The sequence below is a fragment of the Variovorax sp. CCNWLW186 genome, from assembly GCF_037203865.1.
In the GTDB taxonomy this organism is placed as follows: domain Bacteria; phylum Pseudomonadota; class Gammaproteobacteria; order Burkholderiales; family Burkholderiaceae_C; genus Variovorax.
The window spans coordinates 347,352-368,783 of sequence record NZ_JBBCBO010000004.1; the positions used below are offsets into that span (position 1 = coordinate 347,352).

At 66.5% G+C, this 21,432-nt stretch carries 19 protein-coding genes; 7 read left to right on the forward strand and 12 right to left on the reverse strand.

Features of this window, described 5'->3' with window-relative positions:
* Positions 1–56: 56 nt before the first annotated feature.
* Positions 57–1,328, forward strand: a complete 1,272-nt coding sequence (locus V9K97_RS07700) for a M20/M25/M40 family metallo-hydrolase (RefSeq protein WP_337317326.1) — start codon at positions 57–59, stop codon at positions 1,326–1,328.
* 63 nt (positions 1,329–1,391) lie between these two features.
* On the opposite strand, the gene V9K97_RS07705 is transcribed toward V9K97_RS07700, so the two are convergent.
* The 7 genes from V9K97_RS07705 to V9K97_RS07735 are packed head-to-tail and all read right to left on the reverse strand — an operon-like array spanning position 1,392 to position 7,668.
* Positions 1,392–2,030, reverse strand: coding sequence for a DUF3299 domain-containing protein (locus tag V9K97_RS07705; RefSeq protein ID WP_337295451.1), 639 nt, complete (start codon positions 2,028–2,030; stop codon positions 1,392–1,394).
* Positions 2,031–2,034: 4 nt separating this feature from the next.
* Positions 2,035–3,297: an ABC transporter permease gene (locus V9K97_RS07710; protein WP_337317327.1), complete on the reverse strand. Its 1,263-nt coding sequence runs from the start codon at positions 3,295–3,297 to the stop codon at positions 2,035–2,037.
* 10 nt (positions 3,298–3,307) lie between these two features.
* Positions 3,308–4,054, reverse strand: a complete 747-nt coding sequence (locus V9K97_RS07715; protein WP_337317329.1) for an ABC transporter ATP-binding protein — start codon at positions 4,052–4,054, stop codon at positions 3,308–3,310.
* A 4-nt stretch (positions 4,055–4,058) separates the two neighbouring features.
* Positions 4,059–4,643 (reverse strand): DUF2796 domain-containing protein, encoded by a 585-nt coding sequence (locus V9K97_RS07720; RefSeq protein ID WP_337317330.1) that lies wholly within the window; start codon positions 4,641–4,643, stop codon positions 4,059–4,061.
* Positions 4,640–5,548, reverse strand: coding sequence for a sulfurtransferase (locus V9K97_RS07725; protein WP_337317332.1), 909 nt, complete (start codon positions 5,546–5,548; stop codon positions 4,640–4,642). The genes V9K97_RS07720 and V9K97_RS07725 overlap by 4 nt, the downstream gene beginning before the upstream one ends.
* A gap of 37 nt (positions 5,549–5,585) precedes the next feature.
* The gene (locus V9K97_RS07730) at positions 5,586–6,503 is read right to left on the reverse strand and encodes a DMT family transporter (RefSeq protein ID WP_258508319.1); all 918 of its coding nucleotides are present in this window, start codon (positions 6,501–6,503) and stop codon (positions 5,586–5,588) included.
* Positions 6,504–6,525: 22 nt separating this feature from the next.
* Complete coding sequence (locus tag V9K97_RS07735; protein WP_258504985.1) at positions 6,526–7,668, reverse strand: aromatic ring-hydroxylating oxygenase subunit alpha; 1,143 nt, start codon at positions 7,666–7,668, stop codon at positions 6,526–6,528.
* 283 nt (positions 7,669–7,951) lie between these two features.
* Here V9K97_RS07735 and xseB point away from each other — a divergent pair, with 283 nt between their 5' ends.
* The 4 genes from xseB to V9K97_RS07755 all read left to right on the forward strand — a co-directional run bounded on the left by xseB (position 7,952) and on the right by V9K97_RS07755 (position 12,220).
* On the forward strand, positions 7,952–8,218 hold the full coding sequence (xseB, locus tag V9K97_RS07740; protein WP_126749770.1) for an exodeoxyribonuclease VII small subunit: 267 nt from the start codon (positions 7,952–7,954) through the stop codon (positions 8,216–8,218).
* Positions 8,215–9,129, forward strand: coding sequence for a polyprenyl synthetase family protein (locus V9K97_RS07745; protein WP_337317334.1), 915 nt, complete (start codon positions 8,215–8,217; stop codon positions 9,127–9,129). Before xseB ends, V9K97_RS07745 begins: the two co-directional genes overlap by 4 nt.
* Before the next feature lie 39 nt (positions 9,130–9,168).
* Complete coding sequence (dxs, locus tag V9K97_RS07750; RefSeq protein ID WP_258504989.1) at positions 9,169–11,025, forward strand: 1-deoxy-D-xylulose-5-phosphate synthase; 1,857 nt, start codon at positions 9,169–9,171, stop codon at positions 11,023–11,025.
* A 112-nt stretch (positions 11,026–11,137) separates the two neighbouring features.
* The gene (locus V9K97_RS07755) at positions 11,138–12,220 is read left to right on the forward strand and encodes a TRAP transporter substrate-binding protein (protein ID WP_126749767.1); all 1,083 of its coding nucleotides are present in this window, start codon (positions 11,138–11,140) and stop codon (positions 12,218–12,220) included.
* A 102-nt stretch (positions 12,221–12,322) separates the two neighbouring features.
* Here the strand turns inward: V9K97_RS07755 and V9K97_RS07760 are convergent, their stop codons facing one another.
* Both V9K97_RS07760 and V9K97_RS07765 read right to left on the reverse strand, forming a co-directional pair.
* Positions 12,323–14,137, reverse strand: coding sequence for a TRAP transporter large permease (locus V9K97_RS07760; protein ID WP_337295444.1), 1,815 nt, complete (start codon positions 14,135–14,137; stop codon positions 12,323–12,325).
* An 11-nt stretch (positions 14,138–14,148) separates the two neighbouring features.
* Entirely contained in the window at positions 14,149–14,748 is a 600-nt protein-coding gene (locus tag V9K97_RS07765; protein WP_258504994.1) for a TRAP transporter small permease subunit, read from the reverse strand.
* A 192-nt stretch (positions 14,749–14,940) separates the two neighbouring features.
* On the opposite strand from V9K97_RS07765, the gene V9K97_RS07770 reads away from it, so the two are divergent.
* On the forward strand, positions 14,941–16,230 hold the full coding sequence (locus V9K97_RS07770; protein WP_337317336.1) for an SUMF1/EgtB/PvdO family nonheme iron enzyme: 1,290 nt from the start codon (positions 14,941–14,943) through the stop codon (positions 16,228–16,230).
* Between the two features lie 32 nt (positions 16,231–16,262).
* Here the strand turns inward: V9K97_RS07770 and V9K97_RS07775 are convergent, their stop codons facing one another.
* From V9K97_RS07775 to V9K97_RS07785, 3 genes are all read right to left on the reverse strand, one after another.
* Positions 16,263–17,699 carry an MFS transporter gene (locus tag V9K97_RS07775; protein WP_337317338.1) on the reverse strand — a complete coding sequence of 479 codons (1,437 nt, stop codon included), beginning with the start codon at positions 17,697–17,699 and terminating at the stop codon, positions 16,263–16,265.
* A 50-nt stretch (positions 17,700–17,749) separates the two neighbouring features.
* Positions 17,750–18,856: a substrate-binding domain-containing protein gene (locus V9K97_RS07780; RefSeq protein ID WP_337317340.1), complete on the reverse strand. Its 1,107-nt coding sequence runs from the start codon at positions 18,854–18,856 to the stop codon at positions 17,750–17,752.
* 74 nt (positions 18,857–18,930) lie between these two features.
* Positions 18,931–20,286: an aspartate aminotransferase family protein gene (locus V9K97_RS07785; protein WP_337317342.1), complete on the reverse strand. Its 1,356-nt coding sequence runs from the start codon at positions 20,284–20,286 to the stop codon at positions 18,931–18,933.
* A 107-nt stretch (positions 20,287–20,393) separates the two neighbouring features.
* Between V9K97_RS07785 and V9K97_RS07790 the strand changes: the two genes are divergently transcribed.
* On the forward strand, positions 20,394–21,350 hold the full coding sequence (locus V9K97_RS07790; protein WP_337317344.1) for a LysR family transcriptional regulator: 957 nt from the start codon (positions 20,394–20,396) through the stop codon (positions 21,348–21,350).
* The last annotated feature ends 82 nt before the right edge of the window (positions 21,351–21,432 follow it).

A 21,432-nucleotide genomic window follows, 5' to 3' on the forward strand; every position in this document is an offset into this window, starting at 1 on the left:
CTGGGCTTCGGCTCGCTATGCTGGCGCCCGCCATCCACTCCAACAAAGAGAACCTCATGACAGTCCGCTCTTCGTCTTTCTTCGCTCTGCGCGCCATTGCACTTGCCTCCGGTCTCGTGCTCGGCGCGGTTGCCGCGGTACATGCCGCGCCCGATGCGAAGCTGCTCGCCGCCGCCGAAAAGGCGCAGCCTGCGGTGATCGACAACCTCAAGGAAATGGTGCTGATCGAATCGGGCAGCCTCAACGTCGATGGCCTGCTCAAGATGGCCGACGTGGTGGAAGGGCGCCTGAAGTCCGCCGGCTTCAAGACCGAGCGGCGCAAGGCCACGGCCGGAGCGGGCGCCGATCTCGTCATCGGCACCATCAAGGGAACCGGCAAGCGCAAGATCATGCTGCAGGGCCACATGGACACGGTATACGCCGCCGGCATCCTGAACAGCCAACCGTACAAGGTGGACGGCAACCGGATCTACGGCCCGGGCATCGCGGACGACAAGGGCGGGCTCGCGGTCATGCTGGCGTCGCTGAAGATCCTGGCCGATGCGGGCTGGCGCGACTACGACACGCTTACTGTGCTCATGAACCCCGACGAGGAAGTCGGCTCGGTCGGCTCCGGTGAAATCATTGCGGCCATGGCCGATCAGCACGACACGGTGCTGTCATTCGAGCCCACCGCGGCCAAGTCGGTGGCCAAGGGCGAATCACTGTTGCTGGGCGCCGCCGGCATTGCGCAGGCCACGCTCGAGGTGAAGGGCCGCGCATCGCATGCGGGTGCCGCACCCGAGCTGGGCCGCAACGCCCTGTACGAGCTGTCGTACCAGTTGCTGCAGACCCGGGACGTGGCAAAGGACATTCCCGGCGTGGCGCTCAACTGGACCGTGGCGCGTGCCACCGGCCCGATCAACCAGATCACCGAGAAGGCGCAGGCGCTTGGCGACATCCGCATCACGCAGCCCGGCGCCGAGAAGAAGCTCGAAGCCGCCCTGCAGGCGAAGATTGCGAGCGGCAAGCTTGTGCCCGACACCGAGACCACGCTCAAGGTGGAAGTGGGGCGTCCGGCATTCGTGGCGGGTGAAAAGGGCCGCGCCCTGGCCGAAAAGGCCCAGGCCATCTACAAGGAAATCGACCGCGAGCTCGCGCTCACGCCAATGACCGGCGGCGGCACCGATGCAGGCTATGCGGGCCGCTCCGGCAAGGCCACCGTGGTCGAGAGCTTCGGCCTGGCGGGCTTCGGCTACCACGCGCGCGACGAGTACATCGAGGTCGACTCGATCGTGCCGCGCCTGTATCTCGTCACCCGTCTGCTGACGGAAATCGGCAAGCAGTAACGCGCGCCGCTTGCGACGGCGACGCCAGCGTGCGTCGTCGCCGCAACAGGCCTGTGTCGCGCCCTACTTGGCGCCGCCCGAATACTTGGTGACGCTCGTCGCGTTCACGTGATAGCCGCTCACACCCATCATCGAGTCGTTGCGCATGGTCTGCAGCTTGCCGGTGACCCACACGGTGTCCATGGCCCGGAACTTGGCGCCCTTTGACGTGACCACGTGCAGGATCTGGTTGGCCGGCGGCGGCGGCGTGTGAATGCAGGCGCCGAAGTAGGGCACGAGCAGGAACTCGGTCACTTCGCCCTTGGCTTCTTCGAGCGGCACGATGAAGCCCGGGATCTTGATCTCGGCGCCGTTCATCGCGGGATTGGTCGGCGCGTTGTTCGACACTTCCTGCATCTTCATGAGCAGCTCGTTGGCGCGCGGGTCCCCGTCATTGAGCGAGCTCAGGTCCATGCCCTTGAATTCCTTGGCCGGGTCCCAGTCTTTCGGCACCAGTTCTTCCCAGGTGATCTGGCGCGGCTGACCCGGTGTGCCCTTGGCAGCAGCAGCAGGTGCGGCCTTGCCGCCGAGCGGGTTCGATGCGGTCGTGTCCTTGGGCGCGGGGTCGGCGGCCCATGTCGCGGCTGCGAGGCCCGCACCGGCGAGCAGCATCGAAAGCCGGGTGAAAGCTCGGAACGTGGGGGTCTTCTTTGCAATGCGCATGGTTTCAAATCCTGGGTGAGAGACCGTCGGCAAGAGAGAGCCGGTAGGCACGAATGCCGGGCAGCAGGCTTGCCAGCCAGCCGGCGACCAGCAGGCTCGCCATCAGCAGCCATTCGTTCAGTGTAGTTTCTGAAAGGCTCAGTGTCAGCCCGAACTTCGACTGCAGCCATGGCGCGAGCAGGGCAATGCCGAGCACCGCCATGACCACACCCAGCGCCACGCCCAGCACGGTGACCATGGCGCCCTCGAGCGCGAGCAGCGCCAGCACCTGGCGCAGGCCGGCGCCCACGGCGCGCAGCACGGCAAGTTCGCGCCGCCGCTCGTTCAGGCTCGCCATCACCACTGAGACAAGGCCCGCAAGGCTCACCAGTGCGACCAGTGCCGACATCAGCAGCAGTGCGTTCTCGCCGATGCCGATCACGCTCCAGAGTTCGTCGAGCGCCACGCCCGGCAGGATGGCCATCAGCGGTTCGCCGTTGTAGGTGGAAATCCAGCGCTGCACGCCGAACACGGCGGAGCGGTTCTTCAGGCCCACGAGCGCGGCCGTCACATTCTTGGGCGTGAGGTCGAACTTGCGCACCTGCTCGGCCGGGATCTTGACGCCGGGCATCGGCGCGCCGCCCACCCATTCGAGATGAATGGCCTCCATGGCCTCGAGCCCGATGTGCACTGTGCGGTCGACCGGCGTGCCGGTGCGCGCGAGCACACCCACCACCGTGAAGGGCTTGTCGGCATGCTCGGCCGAATTGAACTCGCCGCTGCCGTGGGCAAGGGTGATCTTCTGGCCGACGTGGTAGCCGAGCTTGTCGGCCACTTCGGCGCCCACCACCGCATCGAACAGCGCGCTGAAGGGCTTGCCCTCGCGCAGCTGCAGCGACTGGCGGTTGCCGTAGCGAAAGCGGGTGAAGTATTCGGGCGAGGTGGCCAGCACCGAGAAGCCGCGATGCGAGTCGCCGAGCGAAAGCGGCACCACCCAGTCGACGCCCTGGTGCGCGGCCAGGGCCTGCACACTCTTCCACGAGATGTTGTTGGTGGCCGCGCCGATGCGGAACACCGAATAAAGCAGCAGCTGCGTGGAGCCCGTGCGCGCGCCCACGATCAGGTCGGTGCCCGAGACCGACGACGCGAAATTCTCGCGCAGCTCGGTGCGGATGCGTTCGACACCCAGCAGCAGAAAGGTCGACAGCGCAATGGAGAACACGGTGAGCGCGAGCGTGAAGCGCCGGTTCCAGGCGCTGCGCCAGGCAATGGAAAAAAGCGCACTCATCGGCGTGCCTTCATGCGTCCGCCGCCATTGCCGCGGTTGCTGCGCGATTGATGTCGGGCAGCAGCACATGCCGTGCAAAGCGCTGCGCAATGCGCTGGTCATGGCTCACGAACACCAGCGCGCTCTGGTTGGTTGCGCAGGCTGTCAGCAGCACGTCGAGAAAGGCCTCGCGCCGGTCTTCGTCGAGTGCGGAAGTGGGCTCGTCGGCAATCACCACCTCGGGATGGCCGATGAGCGCGCGCGCAGCCGCCACGCGCTGCTGCTGGCCGACCGACAACTGCATGGCCTGGCGCTTCCACAGGTTGTGGTCGAGACCCATCTGGTCGAGCAGGTGTTCGGCCTGTTCACGGGAGCTGCCGCCGCGAGCGGCCTGCGCCTCGCGCCGCTGCGAGAAGCGGCAGGGCAGCAGCACGTTGTCGAGCACGCTCAGGTACGGCAGCAGGTTGAACTGCTGAAAGATATAGCCCACGTGCGCAACACGGCAGCGGTCGCGCGCGGCGCCGGAGAGCTGCGACCAGTCGTGCCCCAGCAGCGTGACACGGCCTTCGTCCGCCACCAGCACGCCGGCCAGGAGCGACAGCAGCGTGCTCTTGCCGCAGCCGCTCGGGCCGTGCAAGAAGACCAGTTCCCCGGCCGTGATGCGCAAGGCCTCGATGTCGATGCAGGGCGTCTTCATGCCGGGCCACGCAAAGCGCAGCGCTTCGGCGGCGAGCACAACGCGCAGCGGCGCCGACTCGGCCTCGGGGGCGATGCTCACGGTGTCACTTGCTCCAGCCAAGGCGCACGGGCTGGCTCGCCTGCGCACCGGCCGGGCGCTTGAGCTGGCGCTTGAACTGCCCTTGGGCCGAAGCAATCTGCGAATCGATCTGGCGCGTGCCCTTGAAGGCGGCGAACAGATTCACGTCGATGAACTTGGCCGCGGCCGCATTGGTGCAGTTGAAAGAAAAGGTGGCGTCCAGGTCCGCATGGCCGGGTGGTTCGTTCGGGTCGGGGTTGCCGAGGCCCAGCGCGCTGGAGCGCAGGTCGACCGGGCCGAGCTTGCAGTTGGCGGCCGGGTCGACAACAAAGAGCTTGTCCGCCGCGCGCAATTGCGCGATGGCGTCTTCGGCGGTTTTCTTCTCGGCAGCCGTCTTGGGCGCGCGCTCGAAGCCAACGATGTTGTCGAGCGGCGACTCCATGTCGATCACCACCGTGGGGCCGTCGATGGCCACGTCGAGCTTGATCTGGCCGTGCACATGCGCGTGCTGCTGCTGGGCCTGCGCGGAGAGCGAAAGAAAGGGTGCTGCGAACAGTGCCGCGGCGAATGCGAAGCCGGATGAAATGCGTCGAAGTCGGATGTGTTTCATGGTTCTGCGCCTTGCCGGGTCGGCAGCCCCGGCGTGTTGCTCCATTCGCTCCAGCTGCCGGCATAGAGCGCGGTCGTCCCAAGCCCCGCGATCTGCATCGCAAGCAGGTTGGGCACCGCGCTCACGCCGCTGCCGCATTGGTGGACAACCGTCGCCGGATCGCGTCCCGCGAGCAGCGCTTCGAACTCGGCACGCAATTGCGATGCCGGCTTGAACTTGCCGTCGGGGCCGAGGTTTTCGGCGAAGGGCCGGTTCAGAGCCCCGGGGATGTGACCCGCAATCGGGTCCAGAGGTTCCACCTCTCCGCGATAACGCGCGGCGGCACGCGCGTCGATCAGCTGCTGGTCAGGCTGGCCGAGCCGGCGCGCTACCGTTTCGGTCGTCACGAGTTGCGCGAGCGGCTCGCCCGGCACAAAGTTCGACTGGAAGCGCGCAGGCTCCTCGCGGCTGGTGACTTCGCCGCCGGCGGCTTGCCATGCCTGCAGGCCGCCGTCGAGCACGGCCACTGCGTTGTGGCCCATCCACTTCAGCATCCACCAGAGCCGGCCGCAGTAGTTGGCGCCGTTGCGGTCGTACACCACGGCCTGCATTTCGTTCGAAAAACCGATGCTCGACAACCAGGCCGCGAACTTCTCGCGGCTCGGCAGCGGGTGGCGTCCGCCCGAGGCCGGCACGCCGTCTTCCTGGGCCACCACCACGTCGCCGTGCGCACCGGGCACGCCGTGCTTCGCGCTGAGATCGGTGTCGAGGTTCGCAAACGCGGCGCCCGGAATGTGGGCGGCGGCATATTGCTGCGCGCCGGCCTCGGGCTTCATGAGGTCGAAGCTGCAGTCGAAAACCATGAGCGGCGTACCGCCGGCTTGCAGCTGCTGGAGTTGTTCGACGCTGATGAGGGTGGTGTACATGACGGGCTCCTTCGTTGTCGATGGGGTTCGATGCGGTTCAGTGTTCTTCGGCCGGCGCCTTGGGCACCGCACGCTGGCGCAGCACCGTGGCCGCGATGCCGCTCACGATGATGAGCGCCATGCCGGCCCAGCCGGCGGCGTCGATGCGGTCGTCGAACAGCACCACGCTGTAGAACGCCGCGAAGACGATGCCGGAGTACTGCAGGTTGGCCACCACGAGCGTGCCGGCCTGCGTCTTGGCCGTGGCATAGGCGCGCGTCATGCAAAGTTGCCCGAGCGCGGCCAAAAGGCCGATCGGCAGCAGCCACAGCGCATGCTGCCACGTCCAAGAATTGCCACCCGAAAACCCGGTCGCGGCCGTGGCAAAGGCGCCGGCCACGGCGGAGCCGACCGCGAAATAGAACACCGTGCGCAGTTCGGGTTCGCCGATGCGCGACAGCGCCACCACCTGCATGTACGCGAATGCGGCTGTGAGGCCGGACAGCAGGCCGAGCAGTCCCGCAAAGCCCTGGCTCGCATCCACGCTGGGCTTGAGCATGAGCACCACGCCCACAAAGCCGGCCAGCACGGTCAGCGCGAGTGTGCCCTGCAGCGGCGGCCGCTCGACGCGGCCGTCGCGTCCGGGCACCGGCACCCAGGCCAGCAGCGTGCCGCCGACCAGGAAGGCTGCAATCCACACGCTGCTCATGTAGTTGAGCGTGACGGCCGTGGCCAGCGGCATGTGGGCAATGGCATAGAACCACGCGCCGAGCGACACCACGCCGATGATGCTGCGCCAGGCATGCATGCCGGGATAACGGGTGCCGAGGGAAACGCCGCGGTTGCGCGCCAGCAGCCACAGAAAGACGATGCCGATCAGCCCGCGGCCGAGCACCATCTCCCCACTGTTGAACCAGGCCGATGCCACCTTGACCACCACGCTCATGGTGGCGAACAAGAAGGCGCCCAGCACCATCCAGAGTGCTTGCACTATTCGCTCAGGCGTTCTGCTGCATCGCGCTGCGGTACCACTCGTGGAACTGCTGCATGCCGTCTTCCATCGGGCTCTGGTAGGGGCCGCTCTCGTCGTCGCCGCGCAGCATCAGCGCGCGGCGGCCGGCGTCCATGCGCTCGGCAATCTCGTCGTCTTCCACGCAGGTCTCCATGTAGGCGGCCTGCTGGGCCTCGACGAATTCGCGCTCGAAGGCGACGATTTCCTCGGGGTAGAAGAACTCCACCATGTTGAGGGTCTTGGTGGGGCTCACCGGGTGCAGCGTCGACACCGTGAGCACGTGCGGATACCACTCGATCATGACGTGCGGATAGTAGGTGAGCCAGATCGCGCCGTACTTCGGGGGCTTGCCCTCGCGGTACTTGAGCAGCTGCTCTTGCCACTTTTGATAGATGGGGCTGCCCGCGCGGCCGAGCCGGTTGGCCACGCCTACGGTTTGCACCGAGAAGTTGCGGTTGAACTCCCAGCGCAGGTCGTCGCAGGTCACGAAGCTGCCGAGGCCGGGGTGGAACGGACCGACGTGGTAGTCCTCGAGGTAGACCTCGATGAAGGTCTTCCAGTTGTAGTTGCACTCGTGCAGCTCGACGCGATCGAGCGCGTAGCCGGTGAAGTCAAGATCGGCGCGCGGGCCGAGCTCGGCCATGTCGGCTGCCACGTCGCGCCCCACGCCGTTTGCGCCGCGCTCGAACAGAAGGCCGTTCCACTCCGTGAGCGGATAGTTGTGCAGGTTGAGGCAGGGGTCCTGGTCGAAATGCGGCGCGCCGATCAGCGTGCCCGTGGTGCGCGGGTCGCTCGCGGCGTAGGTCCAGCGATGCAGCGGGCAGACGATGTTGCCGCCGGTCTGGTTGTCGAGCTGGCCGCGGCCCTGCAGGATGAGCGCCTGCCGGTGGCGGCACACGTTGGAAATGAGTTCCACCCCCTTGGGCGTGTGCACCAGCGCGCGGCCCTGGTGCTCTTGCGGCAGCGTGTGGAAGTCGCCCAGTTCGGGCACCGCCAGGCGATGGCCCACGTAGCGCGGACCTTGCGCGAACAGCGTTTGCATTTCGCGCGCGTAAAGCGACTCGTCGAAGTACGCGGAAACTGGAAGTTGGCTCGTGGCCTGCTGCAGTTGAAGACTTAAATCAGACATGGAGGACCTGACCAAGCTCCCCACAGGGAGAAAAAAGAGAAAAACGGAAGGCGCCGTCTGGGAGGGCAACGGCCCGAAGAGTTGTGCCGGCGCGGCCGGCAGGGGAACACGCGATTGTACCCAAGGGGGCACCGCAGTGCCCGCAGCCTTTCGTATGCCATTGCGGCAGATCCGGAACCGCGGCGTCCGCTCATCGGTGCGCCCTTTGCCGGGCGCTCCGGGAAGACCGGCGGCCATTCGGTTCCCCGCCCTAAAATGCCCGATTTCATACTTGTTCTCTCGCATGCCCAAGGTCCCTTCTTCCGCCGCCTCCAGCCCGGCGCCCACGCCCGACACCGGGCCGCTGCCGGCCAGCTACGAAGCCGGGCTCCAGGAGTTGGAACAATTGGTTGCAGAGCTCGAGTCGGGCCAACTGCCGCTCGACCAGTTGCTTGGCAGCTACCAGCGCGGTGCCGCGCTGCTCGCTTTTTGCCGCGAGAAGCTCCAGGCTGTCGAAGACCAGATCAAGGTGCTGGACGCGGGCAGCCTCAAGCCCTGGACGGCCGAATGAGTGCCGCGGTAGTGGACTGGGACGCCGCGCGGCTCACCAACTGGAGTGAACCGCATCTGGCGCGTGTAGAAGCCGCGCTGTCGCGCTGGGTCGGCGTCGATGCACCGGTGCTGCTCGGCGACGCGATGCGCTATGCCGTGCTCGACGGCGGCAAGCGGCTGCGGCCTTTGCTGGTGCTGGCCGCGAGCGAAGCGGTGGGCGGCAATGCGGCCGCGGCGCTGCGCGCGGCCTGCGCAACCGAACTCATCCATGCCTATTCACTTGTGCACGACGACCTGCCCTGCATGGACAACGACGTTCTGCGCCGGGGCAAGCCCACCGTGCATGTGAAATTCGGCGAGGCCGATGCGCTGCTGGCCGGCGATGCCTTGCAGGCCTTGGCCTTCGAACTGCTGACGCCCGAAGGCGACGAGATTCCCGCCGCCACCCAGGCCACGCTGTGCCGCCTGCTGGCGCGTGCCGCAGGCAGCCAGGGTATGGCGGGCGGACAGGCCATCGACCTTGCCAGCGTGGGCCTGGCGCTGAACGAAGCGCAGCTGCGCGAAATGCACCGCCTGAAGACCGGCGCGCTGCTGCAGGGCAGCGTCGAGATGGGTGCCGCCTGCGCTGCCAACGTGGCGCCCACCGCGCTGGCCTCGCTGCGCGACTACGGCGCCGCCATTGGCCTGGCGTTCCAGGTGGTGGACGACATCCTCGACGTGACCGCCGATTCGCAAACCCTTGGCAAGACGGCCGGCAAGGATGCCGCCGCGGACAAGCCCACTTATGTCTCGCTGTGGGGCCTCGACGGCGCGCGTGCGCAGGCAAAACAGCTGCTCGCCGAATCGCTCGCGGCACTCGAGCGCAGCGGCCTCGCCGATACCGCGGCACTGCGTGCGCTGGCCCACATGGTCGTCGACCGCGACCGATGAACTGCTGAACAGATGGACAAGAAGAACCACGACGCTCCCATGGCCCCGCTGCTTCCCACGCTCCACGATCCCTCGCCCATCCGCCAGTTCGACCGGGCCCAGCTCAAGCAGCTGTCCGACGAAGTGCGCGCCTGCGTGCTCGACAACGTCTCGCGCACCGGCGGGCACCTGAGTTCCAACCTTGGAACGGTAGAGCTCACGGTCGCTCTGCACCATGTGTTCAACACGCCGCACGACCGCCTGGTGTGGGACGTGGGCCACCAGACCTATCCGCACAAGATCCTCACGGGCCGGCGCGAGCGCATGCCCACGCTGCGGCAGATCGGCGGCATCTCGGGCTTTCCGCAGCGCAGCGAGAGCGAGTACGACACCTTCGGCACCGCGCACTCGTCCACCAGCATCTCGGCCGCGCTGGGCATGGCCATGGCCGCCAAGCAAAAGGGCGAAGACCGCCATGCCGTGGCCATCATCGGCGACGGCGCGCTCACGGCCGGCATGGCCTTCGAGGCGCTCAACAACGCCGGCGTGTGCGACTGCAAGCTGCTGGTGATCCTGAACGACAACGACATGTCGATCAGCCCGCCGGTCGGCGCGCTCAACCGCTACCTTGCGCAGCTGATGAGCGGTAACTTCTACGCCGCCGCCAAGAACGTGGGCAAGAGCGTGCTGCGCGCCGCGCCGCCGCTGTTCGAGTTGGCCAAGCGCTTCGAGCAGCATGCCAAGGGCATGGTGGTTCCGGCCACGCTGTTCGAGCAGTTCGGCTTCAACTACGTGGGCCCCATCGACGGGCACGACATCGATTCGCTGGTGCCCACGCTCGAAAACCTCAAGCACCTGGACGGCCCGCAGTTCCTGCACGTGGTCACCAAGAAGGGGCAGGGCTACAAGCTGGCCGAGGCCGACCCCGTGGCCTATCACGGCCCCGGCAAGTTCGATCCGCAGGTCGGGCTGGTCAAGCCCGCCGCCGTGGCCAAGCAGACCTTCACGCAGGTCTTCGGCCAATGGCTCTGCGACATGGCGGCGCATGACGGCCGCCTGGTGGGCATTACGCCCGCCATGCGCGAAGGCTCGGGGCTGGTGGAATTCGAGCAGCGCTTTCCCGACCGCTACTACGACGTCGGCATTGCCGAGCAGCATGCCGTGACCTTTGCGGCCGGCCTTGCATGCGAAGGCCTGAAGCCGGTGGTTGCCATCTATTCGACCTTTCTGCAGCGCGCCTACGACCAGCTGATTCACGACGTTGCCATCCAGAACCTGCCCGTGGTGTTCGCGCTCGACCGCGCGGGCCTGGTGGGTGCCGACGGCGCCACGCATGCGGGCGCCTACGACATTCCGTTCCTGCGCTGCATTCCCAACATGAGCATTGCGTGTCCGGCCGACGAGCGCGAATGCCGCCAGCTGCTGTCGAGCGCCTACGAACAGAACCATCCGGTGGCCGTGCGCTATCCGCGCGGGGCAGGTGCCGGCGTTACGCCGCACCTGGCGCTCGATGCATTGCCGTTCGGCAAGGGCGAAGTGCGCCGCGAAGGCAAGCGCATTGCGATCCTCGCGTTCGGCACCTTGCTGTACCCCGCGCTCACCGCGGCCGAATCGCTCGACGCGACGGTGGTCAACATGCGCTGGGCCAAGCCGCTCGACGTCGAACTGCTGCTGCAGGTGGCGGGCACGCACGACGCCATCGTCACGCTCGAAGAAGGCGCGGTGATGGGCGGCGCGGGCAGTGCGGTGCTCGAGGCGTTGCAGGCGGCCAACGTTCAGAAGCCGGTGCTGCAGCTGGGCCTGCCCGACCGCTTCATCGAGCATGGCGATCCGGCCAAGCTGCTCGCGTCCATCGGCCTCGACGCGACGGGCATCGAAGCCTCCATCGCTCGGCGCTTCGGCTCCGTCGCAGGGTAAACCCCGGCGGGTTGCCTGTAAGCAGGTTTTTACAATCGCCACGACTTACGAAAGTCGTCGACGCGGCCACAAGCCGCGTTTCGTTTTTTCCAATGCACTCGGAGTGAATTCAATGGATCGTCGTTCCCTCATTAAAAACGCCGGCATTGCCGGCGTTCTGGCCGCCGGCATTGCGCCCGCAGTTCATGCGCAGGCCGCCGTCCGCTGGCGCCTGGCCTCCAGCTTTCCCAAGTCGCTGGACACCATCTACGGCGGCGCGGAAGTGTTCGCCAAGGCGGTCAAGGCCATGTCGGGCGGCAAGTTCGAGATCTCGGTTCACGCCGGCGGCGAGCTGATGCCTCCCTTCGGCGTAGTGGACGGCGTGCAAAACGGTTCGGTCGAGATGTGCCACACCGTGCCTTACTACTTCTACGGCAAGAACCCCGCATTCGCACTGGGCTCGGCCATTCCGTTCGGCCTGAACTCGCGCCAGATGAACGCGTGGATGATGCACGGCAACGGCCGCAAGCTCATGAACGAGTTCTACGCCAAGTACAACATGCTGAGCCTTGCCGGCGGCAACACGGGCTGCCAGATGGGCGGCTGGTACCGCAAGGAAATCAAGTCGCCGGCCGACTTCAAGGGCATGAAGATGCGCCTGGGCGGCGGCCTCATCGGTGACGTGATGACCAAGCTCGGCGCGGTGCCGCAAAGCATTCCCGGCGGCGAGATCTACCAGTCGCTCGAAAAGGGCACACTGGATGCGGCCGAATGGGTCGGTCCTTACGACGACCAGAAGCTCGGCTTCAACAAGGTTGCGCCGTTCTACTACTACCCCGGCTGGTGGGAAGGCGGTCCTGAAGTGGACTTCTTCATCAACCAGAAGGCGTTCGACGGCCTCTCGGCAGAGAACAAGGCCATCGTGGAAGCCGCCGCGGCCGTCGCTTCGTCCGACATGCTCGCCAAGTACGACGCGCTGAACCCCACGGCGCTGAAGCAACTGGTGGCGTCCAAGACCAAGGTGCTGCCGTTCTCGCAGGCCGTGCTCGACGCGTCCTTCAAGGCTTCGATGGAAGTGTTCGCAGAGAACGACGCCAAGAGCCCCGAGTGGAAGAAGATCTACGCCGACCTGCGCACGTTCCAGCGCGACCAGGTGCTGTGGTTCCGCTTCGCCGAATCGGCTTTCGACAACTTCATGTCCAAGCAGAAGCTCTGATCCGCGGCTTCGGCCCGGCAAAGAAAAAGCCCGCATCGCGCGGGCTTTTTTTCGTCTGGGGCCTGCGCGCGGTGCGCAGGCCCTGGGGACGGGTGAGGGGGCTTACTTCTTTTCCCGCTCCATCGATTCCAGCATGGCCTTCATCGGATCGTCCTCGGCCGCGGGAGCCGCTGCACCGCCCGCGGGCGCGGAGGCTCCGGACTCCGGTGCGGGCGCGGTGCCCGCGTCGGGCGCCGGCACTTCGGGGGCGGGAATCTCGGGCGCAGAGCCCGGCATGTTGGCTTCCATCTCGCGCATGACCTTGTCGAGGTCGTAGACCTCTTTTTCGTCCAGCCCGCTCGACACGATGCCCGGGAACGCAATGATCAGGCCCACCATCGTCAGCTGGATCAGCAGGAACGGCACGGCACCCCAGTAGATCTGCATCGTGGTGACGGGCTCGATCATCTGGCCCGTGACGCGGTCCTTGTAGGCCTTGGTGGGTGCCACGCTGCGCAGGTAGAAGAGCGCAAAGCCGAACGGCGGATGCATGAACGAGGTCTGCATGTTCACAGCCAGCAGCACGCCGAACCAGATCAGGTCGATGCCCAGCTTGTCGGCCACCGGGGCCAGGAGCGGCACCACGATGAACGACAACTCGAAGAAGTCGAGGAAGAACGCCAGGAAGAACACCATGACGTTCACCACGATCAGGAAGCCCAGCTGGCCGCCCGGCACCTTGGCCAGCAGGTGCTCGACCCAGCGCGGTCCGTCCACGCCCTGGAACACCAGGCCGAAGATCGTTGCGCCGATCAGGATGAACACCACGAAGCACGACAGCTTGGTGGTGGTGTTGAGCGCCTGCTTGAGCAGCGACATGCTCATGCGCCCGCGCACCATGGCCATGATGAGTGCGCCAATGGCACCCATGGCGCCGCCTTCGGTGGGCGTTGCAACGCCAAGGAAGATGGTGCCGAGCACCAGGAAGATCAGCAGCAGCGGCGGAATGAGCACGAAGGTCACGCGCTCGGCCATGCGCGAGAGCAGGCCCAGGCGCGTGACGCGGTTGATGACCGCGATGACCAGCGCCAGCAGCACGCCGGCACACATGGAGACGACGATGGTCTCGTCGGTGGCCACGCGCGTGACTTCTTCGCCCTTCCACCACGTGTGGATGTCGGCAATGTGCCGTGCGAACCACACCGACGCAACCACGCAGACCGCGGTGAGCACCAGCAGCGAGGGGCCGCCGCTCTTGCCGTTGTCTTCGCGCATCGTACGTGCTTCCGGCGGCAGCGCCGGCACCCATGCCGGCTTGAACACCGCGAGCAGGATGACGTAGAGCGCGTACATGCCCATCAGCAGGAAGCCGGGCAGGAAGGCGCCCTTGTACATGTCGCCGACGCTGCGGCCGAGCTGGTCGGCCAGGATGATCAGCACCAGCGAAGGCGGAATGATCTGCGCCAGCGTGCCCGAGGCCGCGATCACGCCCGTCGCCAGGCGCCGGTCGTAGCCGTAGCGCATCATGATCGGCAGCGAGATCAGGCCCATCGAGATCACCGATGCAGCCACCACGCCGGTGGTTGCCGCGAGTAGCGCGCCCACGAACACCACGGCCAGCGCCAGGCCGCCGCGAATCGGGCCGAACAGCTGGCCGATGGTCTCGAGCAGGTCTTCGGCCATGCCGCTGCGCTCGAGGATCAGCCCCATGAGGGTGAAGAACGGAATGGCCAGCAGCGTGTCGTTCTGCATGATGCCGAAGAGCCGCAGCGGCATGGCCTGCAGCAGCGCTTCGGGCAACAGCCCGAGTTCGATGCCGACGAAGCCGAAGAACAGCCCGCAGGCGCCCAGGCTGAATGCAACGGGGAAACCGACCAGCAGAAAGCAGATCAGGCCCGCGAACATCAGCGGGGCGTAGTTCTGAATGATGAATTCCATGATGGTCCGATTCAGCTGGATTTGGTTTGGGCTTCGGCCAGCCGGCGGATCGACTCGGCGAGCTCTTCTTCAGCCGTTTTTTCGCCACGCTTGGCCGTCGGATCCTCGATGCGGCCCTGCAGGAAGGCAATGCGCTTGATCAGCTCGGACCACCCCTGCAGCATCAGCAAGCCGAAGCCGAGCGGAATCATTGCGTAGATCGGCCAGCGGATCAGGCCGCCCGCGTTGTTCGACATTTCGCCCGAGCGGTAGCCCTGCATGAAGAACGGAATGCCGTACCAGAGCACGGCCAGGCAGAACGGGGTGAGAAAGAAGACAAAGCCGATGATGTCGATCCAGATCTGCCCGCGCTTGGACAGCTTGCCGGCGAGTACGTCGACCTTCACGTGCTCCTGGTTCAGGAGCGTGTAGCCCGCGGCAATCAGGAACGATGCCGCGAACAGGTACCACTGAACCTCGAGATAAGCGTTGGAGCTGATGTTGAAGGCCTTGCGGACTACCGCGTTCAGGGCGCTGATGACCGTGGACGCAAGGATGAGCCAGATCACGTACTTGCCGATCTGGCCGTTCAGCCAATCGACCGCGCGCGAAAATCTGAGCAGGAAATTCATGCTCTTCTCCAGAAGAATGGATGCTTGGATGCAGAAGCGGCCCGGACTCGGCCGGCAGGCGGCGGTCGGAGCTTTTGCGGACGCGCGATTTTATCGGCGCGGGAAGCCGTTTTCAGGCGGGGCCGGGCGGTGTATTCCCGTAGACGCGCCCGCCGTGCGCCACGCTGGTGCCGCGGCTCGCCATAATGAAACATGCCATCGTCGCCGCCCCTGCTGCCCACGGGCCTGCCGCACTCCATCGATTCGCCCGACATGCGGCGAGCCGGCCGCGAGCTGCTGTCGCTGGCCCTCATGGACGCGCGCAACCACACGCTTCACCTGCTGTCGCTTTATGAAGAGGCGCTGGGTTCGCCCGATCTTGCGGTGCCACGCACCGAAGACGCGGGCGTGGTGCCGCCGGTCTGGCTGGCCGGGCATATCGGCTGGTTTGCCGAATGGTGGATCGGCCGCAACACGCAGCGTGCCTTCGGCGCCGATTGCCCGGTGCGCCCGACGCGGCTGGCCGCCATCGATCCGCATGCCGACAGCTGGTGGGACCCCGCCCAGGCCACGCGGGAGCGGATCTGGTCGCCCGGCCTGCCGGACCTCGGCCAGACCAAGGCCTACCTGCTCGAAACGCTGGAAAGCACGCTCGAGCTGCTCGAGCATGCGGCCGAGACCGACCCGGGCCTGTACTTCTACCGCCTTGCGCTTTTCCATGAGGACCTGCGCGGCGAGCAGTTCATCGTGATGGCGCAGACGCTGGGGCTCTCCCTCGGCATCGAGCCGCTGCCGGTTTCGGTCACGCGCGAGCCGCTGGTGCTGCCTTCCACGCAATGGGAGCTCGGCCTGCCGGCCGGCGGCGGATTCGCCTTTGCGCAGGAGCAGGGTGCGCACCGCGTCGACGTGCCCGAATTCGAGATCGACGCGCAGCCCGTGACGTGGAATCAGTTCATCGAGTTCGTCGACGAAGGCGGCTATGACCGCGAGGAGCTCTGGCACCCCGAAGGCTGGCGCTGGCTTTCCGCGCAGATCGATGGGCGCCGCGGGCCGCGGCATGTCGAGCAGATCGGCGCCGCGCGCAACGGCACCGGCGGCTCGGTGCTTCAGCACCGTTTCGGTGCAACCGTGCGTGCGGCCGGCCACCACGGCGCCGTTCACCTGAGCTGGTGGGAGGCCGACGCCTGGGCGCGCTGGGCCGGCCGGCGCATCGCAACCGAGGTCGAATGGGAGATTGCGGCGCACACCGCCGCGCGGCGCGGCTTTCGCTGGGCCGACGTGCACGAATGGACGGCGGGTACGCTGCGGCCATGGCCCGGCTTCAGGGCCGACCCGTGGAGCGGGGGCGGAGAGTTCGACCCGACCCCTGCGTTCGGCCAGGCCCGCGTGCTGCGCGGCGCGTCTTTCGCGACCCGGGCACGCCTGCGCTCACCACGCCGCCGCGGGTTCGCCTTGCCGGGCCGCGACGACGGTTTCTTCGGCTTCCGGACCTGCAGTCTGTAACTCGCCCCGAGCCCTCGCGTATCTGCGCCGCTTCAATGGCCGCCGTCACCTGACGACAGCGGCGGCGCCACTTCCTCCAGCGGCTTGCGCTCCGCATCGGCCGCATAGCGCAGCGCCAGCAGGCCCGCCACGATGACCAGCGCGGCGCCGATGAGATAGCCCACCATCACGGCGCCCCGGCTCCCGGTTTCGATGAGCGCGCCGAACAGCACCGGCGCCACGAAGCCGCCCGCACCCATGCCGATGGCGTAGAAGATGGCGATGGCCATCGCGCGCATCTCGAGCGGGAACACTTCGCTGACCGTGAGATAGGCCGAGCTCGCCGCCGCCGAGGCCAGGAAGAACACCGCCGACCAGCACAGCGCCTGGCTGCGCGCGTCGAGCCAGCCCATCATGAAGGCCCAACCGGTCAGCGCGAGCCCGACGCCGGCCAGCACATAGGTCAGCCCAATCATCTTGCGCCGGCCCACGCTGTCGAACAGCGGGCCCAGCAGCAGCGGCCCCAGCACGTTGCCGAGCGCAAACGGAAAGATATAGAGCGCCACGTTGTCATCGGCCACGCCGTAGAAGCGCGTGAGCACCAGCGCATAGGTGAAGAAGATCGCGTTGTAGAAGAAGGCCTGCGACACCATGAGCGCTACAGCGACCACGCTGCGTTCGCGGTAGCGGCGCAGCAGCACGTGCGCCACTTCGCGCATTGTCGGGCTTCGGCGATTGCCAACGTAGGCGACGCGGCCCTGCGCTTCAGGCAGCGGCCCATGCTGCGCCCGCACTTCAGCCTCGATGGCCTCGACGACGCGCAGCGCCTCGTCGGCGCGGCCGTGCGCCATCAGCCAGCGCGGGCTTTCGGGCACGTTGCGCCGTACCAGCAAGATGGCCACTGCCAGCACCGCCCCCAGCGCAAAGCCCGCGCGCCAGCCCCATACCGGCCCGATCACGCGCGCATCGAGCAGCACCAGGCTGAGCGCGGCTCCAAGCCCTGCGCCAATCCAGAAGCTGCCGTTGATGGCAAGGTTCACGCGGCCGCGCACGCGGGCCGGAATGAGTTCGTCGATAGCTGAGTTGATGGCCGCGTATTCGCCGCCGATGCCCAGGCCCGTGATGAAGCGGCAAAGCACGAAGAAAGCGAAATCCGGCGAGAACGCGGTGGCCAGCGTGCCCAGTGTGTAGACCACCAGCGTGACGAGAAAGAGTTTCTTGCGCCCGAGCCGGTCGGTCAGCCGACCGAAGAGCAGGGCGCCGATGACCGCGCCGGCAATGTAGATCGAACCCGACCAGCCGATCTGGGCGGCGCTGAGGCCCAGTGTGTCGGGCCGTTCGAGCACGCCGCCTATGGAGCCGACCAGGGTCACTTCGAGGCCGTCGAGCACCCAGGCCACGCCGAGGGCGATCACCACGCGCCAGTGCCAGCGCGACCAGGGAAGGCGGTCGAGCCGGGCCGGAATGTCGCTGTGCACAGCATCCGTCATGGGCACAACCTTAACTTATCGGCCCGCCGTCGTTGCTTTTGACGGCAATTTCAGTGCTTGTGCGTCTTCTCGCGCTGGAAGGTCCACCACGGGAGCAACTCGCGCAGCGACTGCACTTCGCCGCTGCCTGCGGCTTGGTAGCCGGGCAAGGTGCCGAGCAGGTGCTGCCAGCTTGCACTCTGCAGCACCGCCACCAGCGCCCGCGTAGCGGGCTGATCGAGTGCCGACTTCAGGCAGGCCAGGTGATAGCGCTCATGCACCAGCGGCACGAATCCGAGGCCTTCGGCGTGGGCCGCCGACTCGACCCCGAGTCCGGCATCGGCCTGTCCCGAAGCCACCGCGTGCGCCACGGCGGCATGCGAGGTTTCGCAGCGTTCATAGCCCATGAGCGCAGCGGCATCGAGGCCCGCTTGCGACAGCAGCTCATCGAGCAGCACGCGCGTGCCGGTGCCGATCGTGCGGTTGACATAGCGTGCGCGCAGCCGCGCCACGTCCGCCAGCGAGCGCAGTCGCAGCGGATTGCCGGGCGCCACGAGCAGCCCCTGCGTGCGCCGCGCAAAGCCGATGAGCTTGTGCTGCCCGGGCTTGAGCAGCGGCTGGTAGGTGCGCTGTGCCAGCGAACCCTGCGGCGGATGCTCCAGCGTGTGAAAGCCCGCCATCACGCAGCGGCCCTGGTTCAGCGCGCGTATCGCGTCGACGCTGCCCGTGAAATGAATGTCCAGGTGCAGCTGCACAGTGCCCGCCGCATGGGTGCGCAGCAGCGCTAGAGCATCGTCGTGGCTTGCCTGCAGGCTCAGCACATGGGTGCGGTCATCGAAGGCGAGCGCGAAGGCACGCTCGAGTTCGGCGTGCAGTGCCTCGATCTGCGGTGCCAGTCGCGCCTGCGCCTGGCGCTCGGCCCACAGCAGCTTGTCGCCGAATTCGGAAAGCTGCGCCCGCTGGCCCTGCTCGCTCTGCACCAGTGCATGGCCGAGCGTCTGTTCCCAGTGCTTGAGCTCACCCCACACGTGGCGGTAGGAGAGGCCGAGCGCGCGCGCCGCGGCCGAGATGGAGCCGTGCTCGCGCACCGCCTGCAGCAGCTGCATCAGCGGATTGCGGATCTGCCGCGGGCCGCTCCGGCGGGGGCGGATCGCGTAGGAAAGGTCGATCTGTTGCACGAAGGCGGGCGAGAGGGAAATGGAGGCCGGCTCATTATGCAGAGCCGCCCATCGCCAACCGCCGCCGCCGTGCGCTAGTTCGTTTCGGCCAGTGCGTCGGCCAGTGCGTTGACGAGGCGGTCGATCTCAGCTTTTTCGGCAATGAAGGGCGGCGCAAGCTGGATCGTGTCGCCGCCATAGCGCACGTAGAAGCCCTTCTTCCAGCAGTTCATCGCAATCTCATACGGCCGGCGCGCCGGCTCGCCCGGCAGCGCGGCAATGGTGATGCCGGCAGCCAGGCCGTAGTTGCGAATGTCGGTGACGTGCTTGCTGCCCTTGAGGCTGTGCACCGCATTCTCGAAATGCGGTGCAAGCGTTTTCACGCGGCCGATCATGTCTTCTTTCTGCAGCACGTCGAGCGCCGCAAGGCCGGCGGCGCAGGCCACCGGATGCGCGCCATAGGTGTAGCCGTGCGGGAACTCGAGCATGTAGTCGGGCCCGCCGGCTGCCATGAAGGTGTCGTAGATGTCCTTGCTGGCAACCACCGCGCCCATCGGCTGCGCGCCGTTGGTCACCTGCTTGGCAATGTTCATGATGTCGGGCGTCACGCCGAAAGCCTCGGCGCCCGTGAGCGCGCCGCAGCGGCCGAAACCGGTGATCACTTCATCGAAGATCAGCAGGATGTTGTTCGCCGTGCAGATGTCGCGCAGCCGCTTCAGGTAGCCCTTGGGCGGAATCACCACGCCGGCCGAACCTGCAAACGGCTCGACGATCACGGCCGCAATGTTCGATGCATCGTGCAGCGCGATCAGGTCGAGCAGGCGGTCGGCCAGCTCGGCGCCGTTTTCGGCCATACCGCGCGTGAAAGCGTTGGCCGCAATCTGCGTGTGCGGCAGGTGGTCCGCTTCGACCCCTTGGCCGAACAGCTTGCGGTTGGCCGCAATGCCGCCCACCGAAATGCCACCGAAGTTGACGCCGTGGTAGCCCTTTTCGCGCCCGATCAGGCGCGTCTTGCTGGCGAGGCCCTTGGTGCGCCAGTAGGCGCGCGCCATCTTGAGCGACGTGTCCGCCGCTTCGGAGCCCGAGCCGGTGAAGAACACGTAGTCCAGCCCCGCGGGCGTGAGCTCCTTGATCTTGTTGGCCAGCTCGAAAGAGAGCGGGTGGCCGAACTGGAACGCTGGCGAGTAGTCGAGCTTGGCGATCTGCCGGCTCACCGCCTCGGTGATCTCGGGGCGGCCATGGCCAAGGCCCGAGCACCACAGGCCCGAGAGGCCGTCGAAGATCTTGCGGCCGTCGCCGTCGGTGAAGTAGGCGCCCTTGGCCTCCACGATCATGCGCGGATCGGCCTTGAAGTTGCGGTTGCCGGTGTAGGGCATCCAGTGCGCGTCGAGCCAGGCGGCGTCGGTGCGCAGGGCGGGCGTCGGTTCGATGGCGGGCGTTGCAAGGGTCATGACGCTTCCCGCGCAGGGCGGGCTCCAAAAGGTAATGAGGTGTGCAGATTGTTGGCACAGCCTTCAGTGTGGAGAATGGCGCAATATCAATGTTCACTTGACGTTTCATGCAAGTAAAAGCCAAAGCCCAAAACAGTGCCCAAGGCACGCGCAACCGCGCCGTGCTGGGGCAACTCAGCGACATGGACCTGCGGCTGCTCAAGGTGTTCAAGAGCGTGGTCGACTGCGGCGGCATGGCGGCGGCGGAGCTGGAGCTGAACATCGGCACATCCACGGTGAGCCGGCACGTGAAAGACCTGGAAACGCGGCTCGGCCTGGTGCTGTGCCGGCGCGGCCGGGCCGGCTTTGCGCTCACGGCCGAGGGCCAGCGGGTATACGACGAGACGCTGCGGCTGCTGGCCTCGGTCGACGCCTTTCGCGGCAGCATCGACGACATCCACAACCGCATGGGCGGGCAGCTGGAGGTGGCGCTGTTCGACAAGACGGCCACCAACCCGAAGGCGCGCATCGGTGAGGCCATTGCCCGCTTCACGGAGATCGCGCCAGAGGTGAACTTGGCGGTGCACGTAGGCTCGATCAACGCCATTGAGCAGGGCGTGCTGGAGGGCAATTTCCAGATCGGCATCATTCCGGCGCACCGCGCGTCGAAGAGCCTGGTGTACGCCGACCTGTTCGACGAGACGATGCTGCTTTATTGCGGCAAGGGACATCCGCTCTTCGAGAGCAACAACGCAAAGCTCACATGGGCCAAGTTGCGGGAGCATCACTTCGCGGGACTGGGCTATCACTCGCCGAACATGGAACTGAGTCATCGGGCCAAGCTGTCGCGCAAGGCGACGGGCTTCGACCAGGAGGCGATTGCCACGCTGATTCTTTCGGGGCGTTTTCTCGGTTTCTTGCCCGACCACTATGCGCAGGTGTTCGAGGAGCGCGCGCTCATGAAGCCTGTGCTGCCGGCTCGGTTCAACTACGCGTGCCGGTTTGTGAGTTTGTTGCGGCGGTCGCCCAAGCCTTCGCGGGCTGTGTTGGCGTTTCAGGAGTGTTTGGAGAAGGCGCACGCCTGAATTCGGGGTGCGCACCCGCCGACGGGGTACCTTTCTCCGCGAATGTCCCCCGGCCTGCGGCCTCCTCCTTTATTTCGCTGCG

Bases quoted from the DNA above. Each gene is read 5' to 3' on its own strand.
- V9K97_RS07720 (WP_337317330.1), bottom strand. From the start codon at position 4,643: ATGAAACACATCCGACTTCGACGCATTTCATCCGGCTTCGCATTCGCC.
- V9K97_RS07700 (WP_337317326.1), top strand. From the start codon at position 57: ATGACAGTCCGCTCTTCGTCTTTCTTCGCTCTGCGCGCCATTGCACTT.
- V9K97_RS07745 (WP_337317334.1), top strand. From the start codon at position 8,215: ATGAGTGCCGCGGTAGTGGACTGGGACGCCGCGCGGCTCACCAACTGG.
- dxs (WP_258504989.1), top strand. From the start codon at position 9,169: ATGGCCCCGCTGCTTCCCACGCTCCACGATCCCTCGCCCATCCGCCAG.
- V9K97_RS07760 (WP_337295444.1), bottom strand. From the start codon at position 14,137: ATGGAATTCATCATTCAGAACTACGCCCCGCTGATGTTCGCGGGCCTG.
- V9K97_RS07775 (WP_337317338.1), bottom strand. From the start codon at position 17,699: ATGACGGATGCTGTGCACAGCGACATTCCGGCCCGGCTCGACCGCCTT.
- V9K97_RS07735 (WP_258504985.1), bottom strand. From the start codon at position 7,668: ATGTCTGATTTAAGTCTTCAACTGCAGCAGGCCACGAGCCAACTTCCA.
- V9K97_RS07765 (WP_258504994.1), bottom strand. From the start codon at position 14,748: ATGAATTTCCTGCTCAGATTTTCGCGCGCGGTCGATTGGCTGAACGGC.
- V9K97_RS07705 (WP_337295451.1), bottom strand. From the start codon at position 2,030: ATGCGCATTGCAAAGAAGACCCCCACGTTCCGAGCTTTCACCCGGCTT.
- V9K97_RS07785 (WP_337317342.1), bottom strand. From the start codon at position 20,286: ATGACCCTTGCAACGCCCGCCATCGAACCGACGCCCGCCCTGCGCACC.
- V9K97_RS07725 (WP_337317332.1), bottom strand. From the start codon at position 5,548: ATGTACACCACCCTCATCAGCGTCGAACAACTCCAGCAGCTGCAAGCC.
- V9K97_RS07710 (WP_337317327.1), bottom strand. From the start codon at position 3,297: ATGAGTGCGCTTTTTTCCATTGCCTGGCGCAGCGCCTGGAACCGGCGC.
- V9K97_RS07730 (WP_258508319.1), bottom strand. From the start codon at position 6,503: ATGGTGCTGGGCGCCTTCTTGTTCGCCACCATGAGCGTGGTGGTCAAG.
- V9K97_RS07790 (WP_337317344.1), top strand. From the start codon at position 20,394: ATGCAAGTAAAAGCCAAAGCCCAAAACAGTGCCCAAGGCACGCGCAAC.
- V9K97_RS07755 (WP_126749767.1), top strand. From the start codon at position 11,138: ATGGATCGTCGTTCCCTCATTAAAAACGCCGGCATTGCCGGCGTTCTG.
- V9K97_RS07770 (WP_337317336.1), top strand. From the start codon at position 14,941: ATGCCATCGTCGCCGCCCCTGCTGCCCACGGGCCTGCCGCACTCCATC.
- xseB (WP_126749770.1), top strand. From the start codon at position 7,952: ATGCCCAAGGTCCCTTCTTCCGCCGCCTCCAGCCCGGCGCCCACGCCC.